Here is a 19,602-nt window from a genome sequence, read left to right as displayed (position 1 = left end):
GAAGCGCTACTTCACCACGAAGTCGCCGGGCAGGCGCGGAGCGGTGCGACGGTACGTCACCGCCGGATATCCCAGCAGCATGCACGTTTGAAGCGGGCGATCCTGCACCTCCAGCCACGACTTCACCGCCGGAAGCCCCTCGGCCGCACGGCACAAGTACCCGTTGAAAAGCATGCCCAGGCCAAGCGATGCGGCCATAAGCTCCATGTTCTGCGAAGCAAGACCGGCGTCGTCCGCGCGATCAGCCGCCACGAACACCACCGCGGGGGCGTTACGGAACAGAAAGTCGCGCGAGGGTTCCGCCTTCACGCCCTCCAGGAACAGAGCGCATTGCGCAGCCCATCGGGGCCGATCGGATCCAGGCGAAGCGAGCACGTCCTCGATGCCGCCCCACACCAGCCGCTTGAGCTCGTCCAGGCCGTCCTGCACCACCACGAACCGACACCCTTGCGCGTTCTTAGCCGTGGCGGTGTAGCGTCCGGCCTGCAAGATCAGGTCGATCTTCTGGCGCTCCACCGCACAAGGCCGATACCTCCGAATGCTGCGCCGCGACTTGATCGCCTGCAGCAGATCGTGCGCGTCGACGAAGCGAGAAAGCGGCTCGGCGGGCTCCACGTCGGCCATATCGTAGCCGGAAATGGACACGGCACCCGTCGGGCACACGGCCACGCAATGCCCGCACAGGATGCACCGACCCAAAACCTGGGCGATTCCGTTCTGAATGCGCAGGTCATCGGCTACGCAATCGTCTGCGCACCTGCTGCACCCGATGCAGCGAGCCTCGTCGATCTCAACCCGCATCGCGCTACCTCAGCAATGCTTCCGCGGCAGCCACGGTATGAGCCATCGTCACCGAGGTGGTCACGGTTCCGATGCCGCCCGGCACCGGCGTGATGGCGCCCACGATGGGCTCCACCTCGTCGAAGTTCACGTCGCCGCACAGCTTGCCGTGCGTATCGAAGTTGATGCCCACGTCGAGCACCGTCTGACCAGGACTGAAGAACTCGGCCCCGTACGCCCGCGCGCGCCCCGTCGCGCAGATAACGATGTCGGCCTCGCGGCAAATGGCCGGCAGGTTCTCGGTCCGGGAATGGCAGATAGTCACGCTGGCGTTGCGCCGCAGCAGCATCATGGACACCGGCTTGCCCACCACCAGGCTGCGGCCGACCACCACCACGTGCTTGCCCACCAGGGGCACGTCGTAATGGTCGAGCATTTCAACGCAGGCCGCAGCGGTGCACGGCGGAAACCCGTCGCTCGCATCGGTGAACACGGAGGCCAGCGAGGCAAGCGATATGCCGTCGACGTCCTTCGCCGGAGCAAGCGCGTTGCACATGGCCTTCTCGTCGATGAAGCTGGGCAAGGGGCGAAACACGAGGCACCCGTGCACGGTCTTGTCGTAATTGATGGACTGGAGCGTTGCCTGCAAGGCAGCCTGCGGAGCGAATTCGTCCAGCACGTACGGCTTGACCGCGATGCCCAGGCTTTCCGCGCGCTTGACGGCCGTGCGCTCGTAGGACAGGTCGTCGGGACGCGCGCCCACGCGCACAAGAGCGAGCGTGGGAACGATTCCCTCCCGCCGCAGAACCTCGATGCGCACGCTCATATCCTGCGCCATGCGATCGACGACGGGCTTCCCTCTCAGCTGAATGGCCATACGATCAGGCTCCTTTACGAAACAGCTTGCTTGACGTGCGCGAACAGATCGTCGCACTGAGCACGAACGGAATCGGCAACGGCGTTGGCCTGGTCGCGATAGCGCGCGGCCCGGTCGCGATCATCCATCGAAGCGGCGTTGATGAATATGTTGAGGCTCGCCCCGTCCACGGCGGCGCGCGCGAACGCCGCAGCTACGCCGGCGTCGGAGAGGGCCATCCGGCTGCCGTGGTACGCCAGGAAGTCGGTCAGCTCGACCACCTCCGCAATGCGCTGCATAATTTCCAGGGGGACGTCGCATGCGCCCACAAGCGCGGTTTGCAGCGCTTCGTTTTTCGCCGCCTGCTCCTCGGGCGTCGCCTTGGGCATGCGATACGCAGCGGCCAGCGGCGCGAACGCGCGCGCATCCTCGTCCACCAGCTCGATCAAACGCTCCCGCACGGCGGCAAGCTTTTCCAGCGTCACGTACGCGTCGGCCTCCACATCGGCGTACGTTTTCTTGCCCACGGTCAGGTTCCCCACCATGGAAGCAAGGGCCGAAGCCAGCGCGCCCACGTACGCGGAAGCCCCTCCCCCGCCCGGCGTTGGAGCGGAGCTAGCCAATTCCTCGATGAACTTCGTATCCATTCGGGCCTCCTCGCAGGCAAGTCCAAAGCGCATTCCAGCTGACCGGAAACCGGGTGCGCGACGGCAACACGTTCCGAACGCGCTCTACGCGCCTTTTCTTGAAACGGTCATTGTGCCAGAAAGCCCGCATCCGAACAGCGCCTGCCGCCCAAAAACAGGCCGGTTTGGCAGGAATTCCACGGCGGAGGGAGCGCGAGGGAGCGGAGAGGGCCGCCCGATGACGGAGAGCGAGCGCCCCGCCGAAGCTTTGGTCGCCCAGGTTGGCGTAGTAAATCAGCGAGGGCTTCCACGGTGCCCCAGATCGGCCCGTTTCGCGGCCGAGCGTGCTTCGCACGTGAGGGCAAGCGAAAAAGGGTCGAGATGGAGTGCCGTGGAAGCCCGCAGCGTCGGCGTGTTCCGCCGTTCGGAGAACGGCGGAACACGATTAGAACAGTCCGGAAATCTTGCCGGTTTCGTCCACGTCGATCTTGAACGCAGCCGGGCTCTTCCCCAGGCCGGGCATGGTCATGATGGATCCCGTCAGGGCCACCACGAAACCAGCGCCTGCAGACACCTTCGCCTGGCGAACGGTCACCGTGAAGTCGCGCGGCGCGCCCAGCTTGGTCTGGTCGTCGCTGAACGAGTACTGGGTCTTGGCCATGCACACGGGCATGTTGCCGAACCCGAGCGCCTCAAGCTGCGCCAGCTCCTTCTTCGCAGCCGGCTCGAACGTCACGCCGTCGGCGTGGTAGATGCGCTTCGCGATGGCCTCGATCTTCTGAGCCAGCGTCAGGTCGTCGTCGTAAGAGAACTCGAACGTCTCGGCGCTGCGGCCCTCGGCGTCGCCCTCTTCGCACAGGCGCACCACCTCGTCGGCCAGCGCCTGGCCGCCCTTGCCGCCCTTCGCCCACACCTCGGACAGCGCGACGTTCACGCCCAGTTCGCGGCACTTGGCTTCCACCAGGTCCAGCTCGGCCTTGGTGTCGGTCGGGAACGCGTTGATGGCAACGACGCACGGCAGGTTGTACACCTTCGTGATGTTCTCCACGTGCTGCAGCAGGTTGGGCAGGCCGGCCTCCAGGGCCTCCAGGTTTTCCTCATTGAGGTCAGCCTTCGCCACGCCGCCGTGATTCTTGAGCGCGCGCACCGTGGCAACCACGACCACGGCGTCGGGCTTGAGGCCCGCCAAGCGGCACTTGATGTCCAGGAACTTCTCCGCACCCAGGTCGGCACCGAAGCCGGCTTCGGTCACGCAGTAATCGCCCAGCGCCATGGCCATGCGCGTGGCCATGATGGAGTTGCAGCCGTGGGCGATGTTGGCGAAGGGACCGCCGTGCACGAACGCCGGCGTGCCTTCGAGCGTCTGCACCAGGTTCGGCTTCAAGGCGTCCTTCAGCAGCGCCGTCATAGCGCCCTCGGCATGCAGGTCGTGCGCCGTAACCGGCTTGTCGTCGTAGGTGTAGCCCACCACGATGCGGCCCAGGCGCTCCTTGAGATCGGTAATGGAAGTGGCCAGGCAGAAAATGGCCATGACCTCGGAGGCCACCGTAATGTCGAAGCCGTCCTCGCGCGGCACGCCATGCGCCTTGCCGCCCAAACCGTCCACGATGTTGCGCAGCTGGCGGTCGTTCATGTCCACCACGCGCTTCCACGTGATCTTGCGCACGTCGATGCCCAGCTCGTTGCCGTTGTGGATGTGCGCATCCAGCAGAGCCGCCAGCAGGTTGTTGGCCGCGCCGATGGCATGGAAGTCGCCCGTGAAGTGCAGGTTGATGTCCTCCATGGGAATGACCTGGGCGTATCCGCCGCCCGCCGCGCCGCCCTTGATGCCGAACACGGGACCGAGCGAAGGCTCGCGCAGAGCCACGACCACGTTCTTGTCCTGAAGGGCCAGCGCATCGGCCAAACCTACCGTCGTGGTGGTCTTGCCTTCGCCGGCCGGCGTGGGGTTGATGGCCGTGACCAGGATGAGCTTGCCCGGCGCGTGCTCCACGTCCGCGAGCAAGTTGTAGTCGACTTTCGCCTTGTTGGTGCCGTACATCTCCAGGTACGACTCCGGCACGCCCGCCTTCTTGGCGATCGCGCTGATGTGCTCGGGGGTGGTCGCTTGGGCAATTTCAATGTCACTCAACACGTCGGGCCCTCACTTTCTTGGTTTGGTCTGGACTTTTCGGAATCATGAAGTATAGCGTGCGCAGCGGCATAAAACGGCGGGCATGCGGTCGAAGGTCTTAGGATAGGGCAATGCGGTCGCACAATCCGCATTCCGCCTGATCCGCCGACGCCTCGTACACCAAGCGCAATCCTTCCAACGTCAGATCGGGATTGGTCGTCGTAATGGTCTGCGACTGGGCGGCCACGCGAGAAGCAAGCCCGCCCGTAGCAACCACGGTGGTCTGGTAGCCCAGCTGATCGAAGATACGGCGCACCAGCCCGTCCACACGATCGGCCTCGCCGTAAACGATGCCCGCCTGAATGGCCTGCTCGGTGTTGTGCCCGATGGCGGTATGGGGATCGACCAGGTCGATGGCGCCCAGCTTGGTCGCATGATCGAACAGCGCCGACGACGACGTTTCGATGCCCGGGGCAATCACGCCGCCCACAAACCGACCCTGATCGTCCACTACCTCCATGTTGGTGGCCGTGCCGAAATCGACCACGATCACCGGCGCGCCGTACAACGCCTTCGCCGCCACTGCGTCGGCCACGCGGTCCGCGCCGATCTCGTGCGGGTTGGGATAGTCAGCCTCGAACAAATTCCCTGCGGTTTCAGCCGAGCACACCAGCGCGTGCTTGCCGATCATGCGCCTCGTCGCATCGCACCACGCCGCCGTCAGCTGCGGAACCACCGAAGCAAGCGCCACGCCGTCCAGGTCGTCGAACGCAATCCCCTCGGAGCTCAGCAAAGGCACCAGCTTGACGCGGAGCTCGTCCGACGTATGGCGTTTGTTGGTGGCCACGCGCCACCGAAACCGAAGAGCCCCTTCCTGGTAGATGCCGAATACCGTTTGCGTGTTCCCCACGTCGATAGCAAGTAACATGTTTCTGACAGTCTCCTTATACGGCGCCCGAAATGTTTATAGTTGCTCTCGTCATTATAGCAACCCGCTTACGCTCATCTGTCAGGCAGCGGCCACGGGACCTATCTGATAGAAAGGCACCACATGAACGACACCCCGCATCGCATCCTCGTTGTAGACGACGAGCCGTCGATAACCGAATTCGTCAGCTACGCTCTGAAAAAAGAGGGCTTCTACACCGACGTCGTGGACAACGGCGAAGACGCCCTGGCGCTGGCCACGAAAAACTCTTACGACCTGTTCGTTCTTGACATCATGCTCCCGGGCATGGACGGCTACGAGCTGTGCCGTCGCCTGCGCTCGAAGACCACCGTCCCCGTCCTGTTCCTTTCGGCGCGCGACACCGAGCTGGACAAAGTGGTCGGCCTGGAAATTGGCGGGGACGACTATCTGGCCAAGCCCTTCGGCGTGCGCGAGCTGATCGCACGTGTGCGCGCGCTGCTGCGCCGCGGATCGGGCGGAGATTTCCCCGGAGCCAACCATGCGGTCACCGCAAGCGGTATTACCCTGGATGAAGACGCCCACACGGCATCGGGCCAGCATGGCGAAATCGAGCTTACGCCGCGCGAATTCGAGCTACTGGCCAGCCTGATGAAGAACGCCGGAAAAGTGGTTTCGCGCGAAGATCTGCTCCGCGACGCCTGGGGTTGGGAATACTTGACCGAAACCAAGACCGTGGACACGCACATCAAGCGTCTGCGTGATAAGATTGAGTCCGCCGGTTACGATCCCGGCCTGGTAGAAACGGTACGCGGATACGGATACAGGTTCAAGCAATAAAAAGGCTACAGACATATTTTTCATTGCTGGCAACCTTGCTTTCGCTGCTTGCCAGCGCAGTTGTTCTCCTGGTTTGCCTTCTCGCCTTCGGCACTCCGCCGAGGGCGTTTTTGCTGCTGATTCCCGTCCTGCTGGTTACGTTTCCCTTAAGCCTGGTCATCGGTCATTTTCTGTCAGAGCCGCTACGCATGCTGGCCAAGAAAACCGCCGCGTACCGATCCGGCATGGACGTGTCCATCGAGGCGGATGGCAGAATGCTGGAGGCCGACCATTTGGCAAACGATTTCCGTGCGCTTGTTCAAACGGCAAAGACGCAGCAGCACGATCTGGCGCTGAAAGAGCGTCGCCAAGCTGCCTTCATCAGCGACGTTGCCCACGAGTTGCGGACCCCCCTGACCGCCATCCGCGGCAACGCCGAAATGCTGGAAGACCCCGACCTTCCTGCGGAGCTGCACGATAAGTTCTGTTCCATCATCATCAACGAGAGCGAGCGCCTCAGCCGCCTGACGCACGATCTGCTCACCCTTCAGCGTATAGAAGACGACAGCATGCCCTTCGAGCTTTCGCGCGTGAACCTTCGGGAGCTTGCCTCGGGCGTGGTCGATGCGCTGGAGCCCATCCTACGCGACCGGCAGGCGCACACCGAGATCATGGGAGAAGCGCCCGACGTGCTGGGAAATCCCGACAGGCTCAAGCAGGCCGTCACGAACCTGGTGGAGAACGCAAGCCGATTCATCGAGCTGGGCGGCCATATCACCATCGAGCTGTTCGGGTTGAGGGGCAACTCCATCATCGCCGTGAGAGACGACGGCACCGGCTTCGGCGACGTAGATCCGAAACTCCTGTTCGACCGCTTCTACCGCACCGACGCCTCGCGAAGCCGCGGAACGGGCGGCACGGGGCTGGGCCTGGCCATCGTGAAATCCGTGGTCGAAGCGCATGACGGCACCGTCGAGGCCATCAACCTGCCCGACGGCGGCGCCTGCTTCATCATCGCCTTGCCGTCCATCCCAGCCGACATCCGCACCGACCAGCCGGGACGGTAAGCTGCGCGAAAACGCTAGCGTGCCGGGTGATGGGCATGGCGGCGCGTCGAACGGAAAAGCACGAACGCAAGAACGGCAACGATCACGACGCTCGTTCCGATAGCGCACACGGCCTGCAAGTGAATGGCGGGGATGCCCACCAGCATGCCAATAATGTACGGAACCAGCCAAGCAAGCCATACCACCGTGCTGAACGTGTGGAATCGCAGCATCGAACGCTCGTTTTGACGAACGTAGGTGACGGTTGCCCAAGTGGCGTGAATCAACATGAGCGCGATGGCCAGCATGCCGGTGATCGCATGCACGCCGAAGCCCGATGCGCCCGATTGCTGCGCGATGTTGCTCATGAGCATGGTTCCCGTCGTGTCGCAAGTCAGACCCGCCCAGAACAGAACCACGTGACGGAGCGACAGCGTCCCCGACCGACGCTCGCCGAACACGCCGATGGTGTACAGGATCAGCGCAAACGTAATAGCGGTGCTCGCTGCAATCAAATCCCAGCTCATTGTATGCTCCTTTCGTTATCGGGCTGTCGCCCGTCTATATACATGAACCTCGTTCATTAATGAACAAGGTTCATATTAGAAAGAGGGCCCGCTCATGGCAAGCAGTCTGGAAGATCGCCACGGTTTCTTCACGCCCGCGTTCGCATCCTTCCTCTACAATGAGGGTCGTTCGCGCACCGACTACCCTTCGTACGGGAGGCTTCCATGGGTAATAAGCCCGTCATCACCAAGCAACAGGTACTGGATGCAGCATTCGAGCTGGCCAGCACGAAAGGCCTTTCGGGATTGAGCATCCGGGAGGTCGCACGATCCTGCGACGTTGCCGTTGGCACGGTTTATAACTCCTATCCCACAAAGTCCGACCTGGTCAACGATGTGGTAGGAAAATTCTGGAACGAATCGCTTTCCTGTTTCATGCCGTTGGCCGCTGCAAACGGCGACTTCGTGGATCTCTGCCGAGACCTTGCCGCCAAGCTTTCGGTCGCCCTCGAGAAGTTTCGCAACGACTGGCTGGCGGAGGTATCTACGCTCAACACGCACGATCTTGCCGCCGCACACCTGCGCGAGGAAGCGTGCTTTGCGCACATCCGAAAAGGCCTGATCTACGCAATCGAGCGCGATCCCCGCATCGTCAAAGAACGGCTCGAGGGTCCCCTTGCGCCGGAACCCCTGTGCGTTTTCGTATGGGCCAGCATGCTCACCTCCGTCAAACGGGGAGATTTTTCCTGCGAAACGCTGTTCGAGCTGCTCAGACGAACGCTGTACTAAGAACGCAAAGAGGGTGCAACCCGCGCCGGAAGGGGAACGAGCGCATGATCATCGGCATAACGACCACCTTCGTGGTGGAAGAGCAAAAGGACGAGCGCGTTCCCGTCGAACGCGTTACGGCAGAGTACGTGCGACGCGTTGCCGCCACGGGAGCGGTGCCTGTTCTGCTGCCGCCGATAGACGGCACGGACGAAGACAACGAACGCATCGCACGCGAGCTTATCGAACGCATCGACGGGCTGGTGCTTGCCGGCGGAGGCGACATCGCGCCGACCCGATACGGCGACCGCGAACAGCTTCCCGAAACAACTTACGTGTTCGACACGCGCGACGCGCTGGAGCTGGAGCTTGCCCGACTCGCGCACAAACTCGACGTTCCCACGCTGGGCATCTGCCGCGGCATGCAGGTCATGAACGTAGCCCTTGGTGGCACGCTGCACCAAGACGTGCACGCCTGCGGCCTGACAAAGCATCAGCAAAAGCCGCCTTACGACGTGACGCAGCAAAGCGTTCGCCTTGTTGTCGACAGCGCGCTAGGACGCGCGCTTCAGGCAGATCCGCAGGTCAAGGGCCCGCAACGCACGATCACCGTGAATTCCATGCACCACCAGGCGGTATCCGAGGTCGCACCGTCGCTTCGCGTGTCGGCCGTCAGCGACGACGGGCTGATCGAAGGCTTGGAAGATCCCACGCGCACGTTTTTCCTGGGCGTTCAGTGGCACCCCGAGTACTTGGACGACAACGCTCCCCTGTTCCAGGCGCTCGCCGACGCCGCGCGCTAGGGCGCATCAGCGCGCGGGACGAAACGCGGGCGCGCCGAGTCCGTGCAGAGCGCGGGATGCGGGATGCGGGATGCACGGGCATCGGGGCCGTGCGGCGCGCAAAGCGCGGGATGCGAGATGCGGGATACATGGCATCGGGGCCGTGCGACGCGCAAAGCGCTAACATGCCGAAGCCGCACGTTGCGGCCGCCACGGCGTGCAGCATGCGGCGCTCGGCGATGCCCCAAGCCGCGCCAAACAAACCCAGCAGCGAAAGCCCGATCGCTTCCTGTCAAAACAATCGAGTTTTGCGGCGATTTTCCGCCCCTGAGGGAGCAGCTTCTGGGGCGCGTTTTGCATCGCCCCAGGTCATGCAGCCGTCAGCAGCTTTTATCCTGGTTCGAGGACCAGCAAAACTCGCTCGTTTTGACAGGACGCGCGAAGCCGAAGCAGAACCGCACGCAGGGAGCCCGCGCGGAGCGCAGCCGAAAGCGCATCCGCCCTCAAGCCGCGCGCCGCCGCCCCCTCCTCAAAGCGCGCCTCAAAGCGCACCTTGCCCGAATCCCATTGTGAAGGTAGCCTGATGTTTCCGTAAAGCAAGCCGCACCGCCCGATGCAACCTCGGCGCCGATGCTATACTGCTTTTAGTTTGATTATCAAAGTATTTGCTCGCCAGGCACGGCTGCCTGGCGGCCGGGAACGGAGCACTATGGGCTGCACGATCATCGGATGCGGGAAAGCGCTTCCCGCGCTAGACGTCGACAACAACGCATTGGCAACGCTGGTGGACACAAGCGACGAATGGATCGCGTCGCGCACCGGCATCGAAAGCCGACGCATCGCCTCTGACGAAACAAGCACCGACCTGAGCGAAAGCGCCGCGCGTCAGGCACTCGGCTGGAGCGAAGGCGGCTACGCGGAGCGCGTCGTGGACGCCAGCGAAATCGACCTTGTCATCTTCGCCACCATCTCGCCCGACGTGATGGTCCCCTCGTGCGCGGGGCTGCTGCGCAAACGCCTGGGGCTCTCGAACGCCGCGGCATTTGATTTGAACGCCGCATGCTCAGGATTCGTGTACGGCCTCTCGGTCGCAGAATCGATGATGGCGGCATGCGCGCCCAACGTCGCAGGCGCAAAGGGGCGCAACCCCATTCGCCGGGCGCTCATCGTGGGCTCGGAGCGCTTGTCGCGCATCACCAACTGGGACGACCGCAACACGTGCGTGCTGTTCGGCGACGGTGCCGGAGCGGCCGTGGTGGAATGGAACCAGGACCGTGCCGGCATTTTGAGCAGCTTCATTGCAAACGAGGACGATCCTTCCAATGCGCTCACATGCCCTGCCGCCTACGACTCCCCGGTTCCCTTCGATGCGGACGGCGTGAACAACGATGCGAGATCGAACGATCGATCGCTGACGTCCATCGATGAAGAACTGGGCATAGCACAGCTGATTGCAGCCGGCGAACCGCGCCAGGTGCTGCGCATGGACGGGCCGAAGGTGTTCAAGTTCGCGGCAGACGCCATGGCCACCGCCGTGTTCTCCGCTTTGGAACGCGCGGACCTGACGCTTGATGACGTGGCGCTTGTCGTCCCCCACCAGGCTAACGAGCGCATCATCAAATACGCTGCGAAGAAAATGGGGCGTCCGCTTGACTTCTTCCAGGTTTCCATTGCCCATCGCGGCAATTCATCGGCCGCATGCGTGCCGATGACTTTGGCGGACGCATACGAAAACGGGCGCATCAAACCGGGCGACATCGTGGTGCTTGTGGCTTTCGGCGGCGGCTTCACCTCGGGCGCCGTCGTCTACCAAGCGTAGGAAATTGCGCTTCTAGCGTGAGATAGACGGGGAGGGGCGAGGTCAACGACCTCGCCCCTCCCCGTTCCATGTGCGAACCCGCATCGCGGATACGCGCGCTCTGTCGTCGCGCTTATCGCTGCGGCACGGCAGCGCGTACGGCACGTGCGCAGATGGCAGCCGCCACCATCTTCAGCACGTCGACCACCACGAACGGAGCAATCGTGGTCATGAACGCAGCCATGGGATCGGTCCCGGTCACCGCCATGAACTGCGCCCAGCCGCACACGTACACCACGCACAGAAACACCAGGCAAACGGCAACGTCCAGCACCAGCCCCTTCACCACGGAAACTTTCCCGTCGCCCTCGAAACGCCCGCGCAGCGCATGCAGCACCAGAAGCACCACTGCTGCGCCCACCAGGCATCCCCACAAGTAACCGCCCGTGGGACCCGCCAGAACGCCGATGCCGCCGCGCATGCTGGAAAACACCGGCAACCCGATAGCGCCCAGCACCAGATAGCCGGCAATCGCGGCAAGGCATTGCTTGGGCGTGAGCACCAGAATGGCAAACGCGAACGCGAACATCTGCAACGTGAACGGAACCGGACCCAGCGGAACGGTCACCCAAGCGGAAACGGCCATGATGGCGATCGAAAGGCCGACAAACGCTATCGAGCGCGTGCGGGACGCCGCGCCCTTCTTCTGCACCTTGCTGCGTGCTTCTTCCATGCGAAGACTCTCCTTCATCTCAACTCGATACTGCAAGGCGTCTATGCTAGCGCACGTTGCCCTAATTGTGAATCAAGAGGTCATCGCAAGGGTGACAATCGCCGATTCGCGCAAAGCAAACCGAAGCAAGCGCACGGCTGCAAACATGAACGCGCGGTATCGTTCAAACAGTCCGATACCGCGCTTCTTTTTAGAACTTGGCTTTGATCTCGCCCGCCTCGAGCTTCTTGAGTCGACCCATTTCTACAACGATGAACACAACCGTAACAAAAATGGACAGGAAATCCGAGATCGGCGTGGCGAAATACAGCGCATCCAAGCTGGTGAACTGAGGGAACCAACCCGGCAAAACCATCGGCAGGCAAACAAGCAGCGGAACCAGGAACAGAATCTGACGCGTCAGCGACAAGAAGATGGACTTCGCAGGCTGACCCGTAGCCTGGAAGTAGTTCGATCCCACGATCTGGAACCCAATGAACGGAAGCATGATCAGCTGCACCTTCAGCGCGAACACCGTGAAGTTCTGCAAGTTCGGATCCACGATGCCGAAAAAGCCCACGATCTCTTCCGGGAATATGTGCACGAGGGCCCACAGCACCAAACCTATGCCCGTAGCGCCGAAAATACCGTACCAGAGCGTCTTTTTCACACGCTCGAACAGGTGGGCGCCGTAGTTGAAGCCCAGCAGGGGCTGTATCGCGATGGCAACTCCAATCAACGGCAGAACGGCGAACATGGCCACGCGTTGCACCACGCCGATAGATGCAAGGGCCCCTTCCGCACCCAAAACGCTCATGGAACCGTACATATTCAGCAGGTTGTTCAGCACGAAGTTGACCACGGCCATGCCCGCTTGAACCGCAAAGCTTGCCAGGCCCAGCGACATGATAAGACCCACCGTTCGACCATGAAGGGGCATGCTGCGCAAGCGCAGTTTCATGGGAACGTTTTTAGTAAAGATGAAGTACCACAGCACGCACGCGCACGAGATTGCCTGGCCGAACACCGTGGCGAGCGCGCTTCCCTGCACGCCCCAGCCAAACACCATCACGAACAAGTAATTGAACACCGTGCAGGCCACCGCGCCAATAATCATGGTGGAGAGCGCACGGTTAGGAGCACCGGCAGTACGGATAAAGTTGTTCACGCCCATGCCGATGCACTGGAAAATGAATCCCAGAGAGATAATTTGGATGAACGAGCGCGCATATTCCCAATCTTCCGGCGTTGCACCGGACACCTTCAACAATCCGTCTATGCAAATCGGAATATGCACGATCACGGCCACGATGATGCACATGACGATAGAAAGCGAAACGGTGTTGCCCAAGCTTCGCTCGGCTTCGTCGCGCTTGCCTTCGCCCATGCGCAGCGCGGCCAATGCGTTGCCGCCATTGCCCACCAGCATGGCGATAGCCATGAACACCGTCATAATAGGCATGGCAACCGTTGCCGTAGCCAGACCGATCTCGCCCATGGCCTGCCCCAGAAAAATGGAGTCGATCAGGTTGTATGCGCCGTTCACCAACATGCCCAGGATAGAGGGGATGGCAAATTCCACGATCAGGCGAGGAATGGACGCCGTGCCCATGCGCGTGACTTTATCTTCTTTCGGATGCTTTCGTTCGGGCGATCCGGAACCCTGCGGAGGCGCCGTCTGAAGAGACCCGGACGGCGTCGTTTCACTCGTTGCTACCATGCCTTCGATGCTGCCTTTCGCTCATTTCGTACAAAGAGAACGCTCTATTGTACTCCCTTTCGAGCACATTACGAGGAACCGTATGCATACTCCACGAAGGCTCGGAGATCGGATACGGAAGCGGAAGCGGAAAGCGCGGAACGCGCGAAGGGCCCAGCGGCTTCAATGTCCCGGCGCCATCCATATTGTCGCCCGAAACGTACGCTTTTCGAGCAGAAAGCGTACGTTTCAGGCGACAATGCGATTGCGACGCCGCAATCTCCCCTGCAAGGGCAACCCTACGCGATATGGGCTTCGCCCGAAGTGACGGGGGTTTCCAGGCCGGCGTCGTCGCACAACACGAGCCGGCCGAAGGAATCAACCCGCGCAACCGTCCCTTCCGCGATAAGCGTCCCTTTTCGATCAACCAGGCGCACCTGCTTGCCCGAAAGAAGCGCATGCTCGTTGTACTCACCGGCAAGCGGCTCGAACCCATCGCGCGTCCACAGCTGGTAGAGCAGGGAAAACTCGGTTGCGATTGCATCGAACACGCGGTCGAGCGCATCCGCGGGTTCCTCGTGCGCCAACGCTGGAACAATGTCGGCAACGTACGCGGGTACGTTCTTGCCTCCCACTTCGGCGCGCTCGACCGGCGGAATGACGTTCACGCCCGTTCCCACGCACACCCCGCCCGCATGCGCCTCCAGCGAGATGCCGCACAGTTTCTTGAACATCGAACGGTCCATCGCGATCGGCGTCGCAGAGGGCGCCGAGCTAGCGCAGGAAGCCGTCGTCGATACCAGCACCACGTCGTTTGGCCACTTGATCGCTACAGCTTGAACCGCGTCAGGCGAAAGGCCAGCCAACGCCCGGCGAACGGCCATCGACACGACCAGGCTCAAGGTCGGCAGCGTGAATGCGGGAACCTCGGGACGAAGCAGCCACGAGCAGTACAGCCCGCCCTCGGGGCTGACCCACGTACGGCCCTGCCGACCGTAGCCGCCCGTCTGCACGCGAGCGCGCACCACCAGGCCTTCGTCCTCGCCCGCCTCAAGCGCCTGTTTCACCTCGTCGTTCGTCGAAGCAACACGATCAAGGTCGCGCACGCGAAGCGTCAGCTGGCTCACAACCGAGCGGCCTTCCCCACCGTTACGCCTTCGTCCGTCACCACAACGTCGTTAGCCAGCACATGACCGGGATGCAGTTCCAGGAGCGGCTTCACGGTGAAATCGCGCTCGAGCAAACGAGGATGGGGCAACGTGAGCACTTCCGAATCAACCACGTACAGCTGATAGTCCAGAATGTCGAGGTCGCACGTCCGCGGACCGTTCTCGATCTGGCGCACGCGGCCCAGGCTGTTCTCGATCGCCTGCAGGTAGCCCAACAGTTCTTTCGGGGCAATTCCGGTTCGCAGCAGCACCACGGCGTTCACGAACACGTCCTGGTCAAGGTAGTAGGCCGGCTCGCTTTCGTAAAAGCTCGATATGTCGATGATTTGCGTGTCGGGCAGCGAGCACATCTCGGTGATGGCCTGATTGAGCATGGCGATCTTGCCTTCGCGCTCCTCGCCCGGGCTTGCCACCAAGGGCACGTTGCAGCCCAGCCCGACCAGCGCGTACGGACGCAGGTCCTTGAGCGCTTCCACGGTAGCCTTCACGTTGTGCGCACGAACCACGCTCGCACCCAGCTCGCAAGCCATGAGCGCCTCAGCAGCGGACACGGCGTCACGATCGGCAGGGTTTTCGATGCCGTACGCATATCCAAGGAAGCTCTTGCGAGAAACCGCCACCATCACGGGGTAGCCCAAGCGCGCCAGCTCCTGAAAATTGCGCACCAGCTCCAGTGTCTGTTGCGGCGTTTTCCCAAATCCGGGACCAGGATCAAGGCATATACGGTCGCGCGCGATGCCCTTGGCCTCCAGCATGGCCGTTTGATCGCGCAGCCAGTCGCGCACCTCGACCACGACATCGCGATACGTGGGGTCGTCCTGCATGGTGGCAGGCTCGCCCTGCATGTGCATGACCACCAGCCCGCACGTGCTTTCGCTCACGGCCTCCACCATGGCCGGATCGGTGAATCCCGACACGTCGTTGACGATGGCCGCACCCGCCTCCAGGCACGCGCGAGCCACGGCCGCATGTCGCGTGTCGATGCTCACGCACACGCCCTCGGATGCAAGCGCGCGCACCACGGGCAGCACGCGGGCAATCTCCTGAGCCTCGGACACGGGCTGCGCGCCCGGGCGCGTGGACTCGCCGCCCACGTCGATAATGCGGGCCCCTTCGTCCATCATGCGTCGCGCATGAGCCAGCGCCTCCTCGGGCGCATCGTGCATACCGCCGTCCGAAAAGGAGTCGGGGGTAACGTTGAGGATGCCCATCACGATGGGCATCCTGGTATCAAACGTATAGTCAGCGCAACGCCACATCATCGTGCGGTTCCGTCGCCTTTCTCATCGTTGGACTGGGGCTGACCCGCAGAAGCGTCAGACGGCGCAGGAGCAGCGGGGTCGTTCGAAGGCGCAGCGGGCGCCACCGCATCCGGCGCAACGGGCGCGCGGAACGGCGGATTCGGATCCTGATCGCCCGGCTCGATCGGCTCTTCCTTCCAATTGGGGTCGGCAAGCTTCTCGTCACGCTCGCGCGCGGCGCGCTCCTCCGCCTCCTTCTTGGCGATGATCTCGTCCTCGTGCTTCAGGTATTCGTCCCACGTGTTGTCCAGCAAGGCCAAGCACGCCTCGCCCTCCACGGTTTCGCGCTCCAGCAGCACGTTGGCCATCAGGTCCATCTGCTCGCGATGGCTCACCAGAATGTCGTACGCCCGATCGTGCGCTTCCTTCATGATGCGCGCAACCTCGTCGTCGATGCGGCGCGCCGTTTCCTCGGAGTAATCCTGCGTGTTGCCGTAGTCGCGACCCAGGAACACCTCGTGATTGGGCTGGCCGAACACCTGCGTGCCCAGCTCGGTGCTCATGCCGTACTGCGTCACGATGGCACGCGCCATCTTGGTAGCACGCTCAAGGTCGTTCGAAGCGCCCGTGGTGATGTCATCGCAGAAGATCTCCTCCGCCACGCGACCGCCCATGAACACGGCCAGCTCGTCGCGCATCTCGCCCAGCGAGTTGAGCACCTTGTCCTCCTTGGGGATGGACAACGTGTAGCCCAGCGCGCGGCCGCGCGAAATGATCGATATCTTATGCACGGGATCGGCATGGGGCAGCAGGTGTCCCACCAGGGCGTGTCCGCTCTCGTGGTACGCGATGGTGTGCTTCGTGCGCTCGTCCAACACGCGACCCTTGCGCTCGGGACCTGCGATAACACGCTCCATCGACTCGCTGACTTCCTGCTGGGTGATGATCTTCTTGCCACGGCGGGCGATCAGCAGCGCAGACTCGTTCATAAGGTTGGAAAGATCCGCACCGGTAAAGCCGGGGGTGAGCTTCGCCACCTTTGCCAGGTCGACGTCGCTGCCCAAAGGCTTGTCCTTGGAGTGAACCTGCAGGATGCGCTCGCGACCCTTGACGTCGGGCGCGTCCACCACAATCTGGCGATCGAAGCGGCCGGGGCGCAGCAAGGCGGGATCGAGCACGTCGGCACGGTTGGTCGCCGCGATCAGCACCACGGAATCATTGGCCTCGAAACCGTCCATTTCCACCAGCAACTGGTTGAGCGTTTGCTCGCGCTCATCGTGACCGCCGCCCAAACCGGTGCCGCGCTGACGGCCCACGGCGTCGATCTCGTCGATGAAGATAATGGAAGGGGAAGCTTCCTTCGCCTGCTGGAACAGGTCACGCACACGGGACGCGCCCACGCCCACGAACATCTCGACGAAGTCCGAGCCGGAAATGCTGAAGAACGGAACGCCCGCTTCGCCAGCGACGGCGCGCGCCAACAGCGTCTTGCCGGTGCCCGGAGGGCCCACCAGCAGGCAGCCGCGCGGAATCTTCGCGCCCATGGACTGGTACTTGGCGGGATTCGCCAGGAAGTCCTTGATTTCCTGCATCTCCTCTACAGCCTCGTCCACGCCGGCAACGTCGGAGAATTTGACGTCGGGGCGCTCCTCGATGCTCTTCTTGGTTTTAGCCTTGCCGAAGCTCATCTGGGAGTTGTTCGCCTTCTGCATGGAATTGAAGAAGAAGAACAGCAGGCCGCCGATCAGGATGATGGGAAGCAGCGTGGACAGAATGCTGGCCCACGGGCTAGGCAATTGCACCTCGTACGGCACGTTCGGGTGAGCGGCCATCAGCTCGCCGATGGAACCGCCTGCGTACGTGGACGTGAACTTGTGCTCGCTGCCCAAGGTCACGGAACTCAAGTCGGACGTTCCCACGCCGCCCAAGGCCTTGCCCGTTTCAGGATTCTTGATGGTTGCCATCTTCGCGTTCAGCGCCTGGAAGGCCCCGTTGAACGCGTCGGCCGCAGTCGAGCCCGCGGTGATAGCCGGGTAGTACGTGCCGGACACCGTGTAGTCGCCCGCGTTGTACACCACCTTCGTCATGCGGTCCTGCTCGACGGCCTGAACGAACTCCGAGGTGATCAGGCGATCGGTAGGCATAGACCCCGACGTGGACATGTTCATGAACTGCTGCCCTACGAAAAAGGCAATGATCATGAACAAGATGACCGATATGACGGTCGTCCGAGGGTTCGGCTGCTGAAACTGTGATTGTTTGTTTTGCTGTGCCATAAAGCCTTGCTTTCGGGTTAGTAGATCTCCGGCTTCAAAACGCCGATGTAGGGAAGGTTGCGGTAACGCTCCGCGAAATCGAGCCCATAGCCTACGATAAACTCATCGGGACATTCAAAGCCAATATACTTGCAATCAATCTTCGCCTGCGCCGGCGTCTGCTTGCGCAGCAACGTCGCAACCTCGATGGAGGCAGGACCGCGCGACGACAGGTTCTTCAACAGGTACTTCAAAGTAAGGCCGGAATCGAGGATGTCTTCGGCCACGATAACGTGCCGCCCCTCGATTTCGGAGGAAAGGTCCTTGAGGATGCGCACCACGCCGGAGCTTTTCGCGCCGTTGCCGTACGACGAAATGGCCATGTAGTCCATCTCGAGCGGCAGCTCAATCGCACGAGCCAGATCCGCCATGAAAATTGCAGCGCCGCGCAGAACCGACACGAGCACGATGCCCTCGTCGGCGACCTTCGCGTAATCGTTCGTGATCGCCGCCCCGATTTCGCCCACGCGCCGGGCTAGATCGTCTTCGGTGAACAGGATCTCCGCAATGTCTTGATGCACGGTTTCGGCCTCTTCGTCGCTTTCCATTCGTATCCTTGACCGCCCATGCGCGAATGCGCATTACGTGAGCAAGGACGTCAACGCTTACCATGAGTTCGGTTAGTGTACCATTGCCCTCCAAGCAAAAGGAGACAATACGGTAACGCCGCCCCACATGCCACGATAATTACATTGTGCCGCAGGAACTGGGGCTTTATAAGCAACCGTCCGTCGTTGAAGCGCTAGGCGAGCGAAGTCTTCAAGTCCGGGAACTCTTCGAGCAAGCGCTTTACCGGCAAGCCGATAACCGTGTCGAGGTCGCCCTGCACGTGCTTCACAAGATCGGCTCCGGCTCCTTGGACGGCATACGCGCCAGCCTTGTCGAACGATTCGCCTTTGCGCAGGTACTCGACGATCTGGTCGTCGCTCAGCTCGTGAAACGTCACGGCAGCGCTGTCCACGAACGTGCGGAAGCCCAGCGATACCTGGTCGGGCTCGGGCGCGGCGACCAGCCATACGGATACGGCGGTGATCACTTCGTGCGTGGTGCCGGCCAGTCGACGCAGCATGCGCTTCGCGTCGGAAAGGCTCACGGGCTTCCCGAAAATCTCGCCCTCGCACACCACCATGGTGTCGGCGCCCAAAACGGCGGCCATGCCCGTGTAATCGCCCGACAGGACCTCTTGAACCACGGCTCCGGCTTTGCGCTCTGCCAGCTTTTTAGCCGCTTCGGGCGGGTCGGCAAGCAAATCGGGCTCCAACGTTTCGTCAACTTCGGACACGCGGACGGTGAATTCCACGCCTTCCCGCTCCAGCAGCTCGCGGCGTCGCGGCGACCCGCTGGCCAAAATGACGTCGACGGCGGGTGCGGGCTGGGTAGAAGGCGCAGCCGACTGAGCCTCGGCGCTTGCGGACTCTTGAGATGAAATGTTCTGTTCGTTTTCCATGACGGGTATTGTACCACC

At 62.1% G+C, this 19,602-nt stretch carries 18 protein-coding genes; 5 read left to right on the top strand and 13 right to left on the bottom strand.

Annotated features, from left to right (window positions below; translation table 11 throughout):
* Positions 1–6 precede the first annotated feature (6 nt).
* The 5 genes from LG373_RS10485 to LG373_RS10465 all read right to left on the bottom strand — a co-directional run bounded on the left by LG373_RS10485 (position 7) and on the right by LG373_RS10465 (position 5,303).
* Positions 7–801: a nitroreductase family protein gene (locus LG373_RS10485; protein WP_216529359.1), complete on the bottom strand. Its 795-nt coding sequence runs from the start codon at positions 799–801 to the stop codon at positions 7–9.
* A 4-nt stretch (positions 802–805) separates the two neighbouring features.
* Positions 806–1,657 (bottom strand): bifunctional 5,10-methylenetetrahydrofolate dehydrogenase/5,10-methenyltetrahydrofolate cyclohydrolase, encoded by an 852-nt coding sequence (locus LG373_RS10480; RefSeq protein ID WP_225749747.1) that lies wholly within the window; start codon positions 1,655–1,657, stop codon positions 806–808.
* 14 nt (positions 1,658–1,671) lie between these two features.
* Entirely contained in the window at positions 1,672–2,283 is a 612-nt protein-coding gene (locus LG373_RS10475) for a cyclodeaminase/cyclohydrolase family protein (protein WP_114567267.1), read from the bottom strand.
* 424 nt (positions 2,284–2,707) lie between these two features.
* Entirely contained in the window at positions 2,708–4,396 is a 1,689-nt protein-coding gene (locus LG373_RS10470) for a formate--tetrahydrofolate ligase (protein WP_114567268.1), read from the bottom strand.
* Positions 4,397–4,493: 97 nt separating this feature from the next.
* On the bottom strand, positions 4,494–5,303 hold the full coding sequence (locus tag LG373_RS10465) for a type III pantothenate kinase (protein WP_216529357.1): 810 nt from the start codon (positions 5,301–5,303) through the stop codon (positions 4,494–4,496).
* 123 nt (positions 5,304–5,426) lie between these two features.
* Between LG373_RS10465 and LG373_RS10460 the strand changes: the two genes are divergently transcribed.
* Entirely contained in the window at positions 5,427–6,122 is a 696-nt protein-coding gene (locus LG373_RS10460) for a response regulator transcription factor (protein WP_123192755.1), read from the top strand.
* A 110-nt stretch (positions 6,123–6,232) separates the two neighbouring features.
* A complete protein-coding gene (locus tag LG373_RS10455; RefSeq protein WP_216529356.1) occupies positions 6,233–7,168 on the top strand; it encodes a HAMP domain-containing sensor histidine kinase in 936 nt (311 codons plus the stop codon).
* 14 nt (positions 7,169–7,182) lie between these two features.
* On the opposite strand, the gene LG373_RS10450 is transcribed toward LG373_RS10455, so the two are convergent.
* Positions 7,183–7,674, bottom strand: a complete 492-nt coding sequence (locus tag LG373_RS10450) for an HsmA family protein (protein WP_114567271.1) — start codon at positions 7,672–7,674, stop codon at positions 7,183–7,185.
* 204 nt (positions 7,675–7,878) lie between these two features.
* Between LG373_RS10450 and LG373_RS10445 the strand changes: the two genes are divergently transcribed.
* From LG373_RS10445 to LG373_RS10435, 3 genes are all read left to right on the top strand, one after another.
* Complete coding sequence (locus LG373_RS10445; protein WP_114567272.1) at positions 7,879–8,442, top strand: TetR/AcrR family transcriptional regulator; 564 nt, start codon at positions 7,879–7,881, stop codon at positions 8,440–8,442.
* A 44-nt stretch (positions 8,443–8,486) separates the two neighbouring features.
* A complete protein-coding gene (locus tag LG373_RS10440; RefSeq protein WP_225749745.1) occupies positions 8,487–9,224 on the top strand; it encodes a gamma-glutamyl-gamma-aminobutyrate hydrolase family protein in 738 nt (245 codons plus the stop codon).
* Positions 9,225–9,912: 688 nt separating this feature from the next.
* Positions 9,913–11,022, top strand: coding sequence for a 3-oxoacyl-ACP synthase III family protein (locus tag LG373_RS10435; protein ID WP_225749744.1), 1,110 nt, complete (start codon positions 9,913–9,915; stop codon positions 11,020–11,022).
* A 112-nt stretch (positions 11,023–11,134) separates the two neighbouring features.
* Here the strand turns inward: LG373_RS10435 and LG373_RS10430 are convergent, their stop codons facing one another.
* The 7 genes from LG373_RS10430 to LG373_RS10400 all read right to left on the bottom strand — a co-directional run bounded on the left by LG373_RS10430 (position 11,135) and on the right by LG373_RS10400 (position 19,584).
* Positions 11,135–11,734 (bottom strand): biotin transporter BioY, encoded by a 600-nt coding sequence (locus LG373_RS10430; RefSeq protein WP_225749743.1) that lies wholly within the window; start codon positions 11,732–11,734, stop codon positions 11,135–11,137.
* Positions 11,735–11,924: 190 nt separating this feature from the next.
* Positions 11,925–13,325, bottom strand: coding sequence for an MATE family efflux transporter (locus LG373_RS10425; RefSeq protein WP_181792592.1), 1,401 nt, complete (start codon positions 13,323–13,325; stop codon positions 11,925–11,927).
* Between the two features lie 386 nt (positions 13,326–13,711).
* Entirely contained in the window at positions 13,712–14,539 is an 828-nt protein-coding gene (locus LG373_RS10420; protein ID WP_225749742.1) for a biotin--[acetyl-CoA-carboxylase] ligase, read from the bottom strand.
* Positions 14,536–15,843 carry a dihydropteroate synthase gene (gene folP, locus LG373_RS10415; protein ID WP_225749741.1) on the bottom strand — a complete coding sequence of 436 codons (1,308 nt, stop codon included), beginning with the start codon at positions 15,841–15,843 and terminating at the stop codon, positions 14,536–14,538. The genes LG373_RS10420 and folP overlap by 4 nt, the downstream gene beginning before the upstream one ends.
* Positions 15,840–18,098, bottom strand: coding sequence for an ATP-dependent zinc metalloprotease FtsH (ftsH, locus tag LG373_RS10410; protein ID WP_225749740.1), 2,259 nt, complete (start codon positions 18,096–18,098; stop codon positions 15,840–15,842). Before ftsH ends, folP begins: the two co-directional genes overlap by 4 nt.
* 17 nt (positions 18,099–18,115) lie before the next feature.
* Entirely contained in the window at positions 18,116–18,658 is a 543-nt protein-coding gene (gene hpt, locus LG373_RS10405; protein WP_114567332.1) for a hypoxanthine phosphoribosyltransferase, read from the bottom strand.
* 221 nt (positions 18,659–18,879) lie between these two features.
* A complete protein-coding gene (locus tag LG373_RS10400; RefSeq protein ID WP_225749739.1) occupies positions 18,880–19,584 on the bottom strand; it encodes a nucleoside triphosphate pyrophosphatase in 705 nt (234 codons plus the stop codon).
* Positions 19,585–19,602 lie beyond the last annotated feature (18 nt).

The sequence above is a fragment of the Paraeggerthella sp. Marseille-Q4926 genome, from assembly GCF_916618935.1.
Lineage (GTDB): Bacteria > Actinomycetota > Coriobacteriia > Coriobacteriales > Eggerthellaceae > Paraeggerthella > Paraeggerthella hominis.
Note: the sequence above shows the minus strand (reverse complement) of the source record. Positions and strands in the feature narration are given on the sequence as shown.